Here is a 2,415-nt window from a genome sequence, read left to right on the forward strand (position 1 = left end):
TGATGACCAACACCACCAATCTTGGCGCTTTGACGCCGTTGCCTGAAGGTGGGAAGTCCCTTCGTATTCCGCTCGAGCCGACTCGCGTCGGCGTGCCGCCGCTCGCGGCTCAGCTTCAACGTTAAACCGCATGGCTCCCAAGACTGACCTCGGTGCGTTTGCTTTTTACTGCGCTCCATCAGAGCTTCGCGCCGCGTTGCGAGCCGGGGCGAATCCGAATGAAGCCGATCCAGATACGGGTACAACGCCACTAATGTGGTTGTGCGAAATGCTGGACAAGCACACCAGAACCAGAAAGCGTATGTTTCGCTATCTGGTTGAAGCGGGAGCCTCGCTCACTACTCTGGACATTCACGGACAAACCGCCTGGCACTATGCGGCGTATGGCTCTAGCAAATCGTTTCGCAAGTTCGTGCGAGAACAGTATTGCCGTAAGCTTGGCTCGTTGCCTGTCAGAGGCCGGGCACAGCCGGGTAGTAAGTGCTTTGTCGCAGAGAAGGAAGAGGTCGGCGTTCATCGTGCGGTTTAACCCTGCGCTCAACTGGACCCGCAGCGGCACGCCACGGCTGGCCGTCATTTCATTCTCGGCCAGCCGCGCCCTGCCGCTGCGAGCCGGTTAGCTTCAACGTTATAGCGCTCGCCATGAATGAAGAGTCTTTCCCTTGCCCAAGCTGCGGATTTCTCGTCTTCGGCGAGCCGCCTGGCAGCTATGAGATTTGCGAACTGTGCGGCTGGGAAGATGATCACGTGCAACTCGCAAACCCAACAATGGGCGGCGGGGCGAACAAGCGGAGCCTGGTCCAAAGCCAGTTACTTGCTCTTCAGAGATTTCCCGTAGGCGTTTCCGTTTTCGGCAGCATTCTTCGCGCCCCAGGGTGGCGACCGTTGAGGCCCGAAGAAGTCGAGCCCGCGAGATCACCAGCGAATGGTTCCGAATACTTCGACGCCGCTGCGGGCGACGCCCCCAGCTACTACTGGACTCTCGATGCAGCGCTATAACATTTTGGTCAAGCGGACCTGCGCCAGCTATGCTGGCTGGCCCGCTTACCGCACACGTTGAGCGTCAAGCATGCAGTCGCTTTCAGAACTACTTCCGCGCTGGACGGCAGAGGCCGCTGAACCACTGCCGCCGCCACCTGCGGCGTCGGTGAGACAAGCCTTCGCCAAACTTGGCTCCATTGCAACCGGAGACGTTCTTTCCCTATACGGCGCGCTTGGTGGCATGCGCATGATGGACAACGAGTACTGGCGCTTGTGGTCGTTGGACGAAATTGAAGGACAAACGCCTTCCGAATTCGGTGTGCTGTTCTCCGACTACTGCATCTCGTGCTGGGTGTACCGGCTCAAACCAGTGAATTTGGAGCAGAGCGCGGTGTACGTTGATTACTTCGACGGCTGCGCTCCCAAGCTGGTAGCAGCGACGCTTGAGGAGTTCTTTGAACGCTACACAACTTCAGCTCGGGCGCTCCTGGATGAAGGCTCGATCAGGGCAGAAGATGCCGCTCAACCCGTTGCTGCAGCGGACGGCTTCGCCGCCCGCTGAGCGCGAACGTTAGGCCTCTCAATGAATATGTCATCTCTCTTCACAGTCGAGGATCCGAACGAGCTATTGGCGCTATGGCGTCTTGTTGCGGAGGCGAAGTTTCAATCAGCACCCGACGACACAGATCTTTGGGGCAGTCCATACGTTCATGCCCTTGCTCAGCGCATTTCCGACGCGCTTCTCCGCTCACGCGCAGCTGCGGGAAAGTTGGATGCAGTGGAGACTCATAAGCGGTGGGTGGAATCGCTGCCAAACAATGTTGTCCTGCCTGTGATCCAAGCGAAGCTGAAAATCGATGCGGAAACTTCATGGTGGCTTGGCGCAACCCACGAACAGAAGTTGGCATATGTCCGAGGCTGCGTTGCCCCGTTTCAGCCCAGCCCCGACTTCCTCGAAGGCTTGCTTCGTGATGCCGAGGCCTAACCATTCGCTCAACTGGACCCACAACGGCATGCCGCCTACGGTCCTCATTTCATTCTGGCCCTTCGGCGTCCTGCCGTCGCGGGCCAGTTAGCTCAAACGTTAGACCACAGCATTTTTAGGGGAGAGCGAGATGCCTTTGATCACTAGCGATCCAGTTGGCTGGACTCGATCCTCATTGGGAACGGTTCCAAGACTTGTCGCCACGTCTCTAGCCTTTGTCGCGCTCACTCTATGGCTTGTCTCCATGGAGAACCCGGCCACGACGCGACTGCTGGTGGGAATTCTTTTGGTCAACCTACTTTGCTGCTTCTATGCGCTTTGGAGACTGCAGCGGTCTCTAGGCAATGCGCTCTCGAGGGTGCGAGATGCGGTCTAACCAGTTACAGGGACTTCCCACCGCGTCAACACCGTCTCATTGAATCCCCCTGCAAGACCTGCCCCCGATTGAT

General features: G+C 57.9%; 3 protein-coding genes. All 3 read left to right on the top strand.

Going from position 1 to position 2,415, the window contains the following annotated elements:
* The first annotated feature begins 642 nt into the window (after positions 1-642).
* Entirely contained in the window at positions 643-999 is a 357-nt protein-coding gene (locus AC1Q6P_RS23925; protein ID WP_492666265.1) for a CPCC family cysteine-rich protein, read from the top strand.
* A 70-nt stretch (positions 1,000-1,069) separates the two neighbouring features.
* Complete coding sequence (locus AC1Q6P_RS23930) at positions 1,070-1,543, top strand: hypothetical protein (RefSeq protein ID WP_492666266.1); 474 nt, start codon at positions 1,070-1,072, stop codon at positions 1,541-1,543.
* Between the two features lie 27 nt (positions 1,544-1,570).
* Complete coding sequence (locus tag AC1Q6P_RS23935) at positions 1,571-1,966, top strand: hypothetical protein (RefSeq protein ID WP_492666267.1); 396 nt, start codon at positions 1,571-1,573, stop codon at positions 1,964-1,966.
* Positions 1,967-2,415: the final 449 nt, after the last annotated feature.

It is taken from the genome of Roseateles sp. GW835-FHT13E02 (assembly GCF_058794035.1).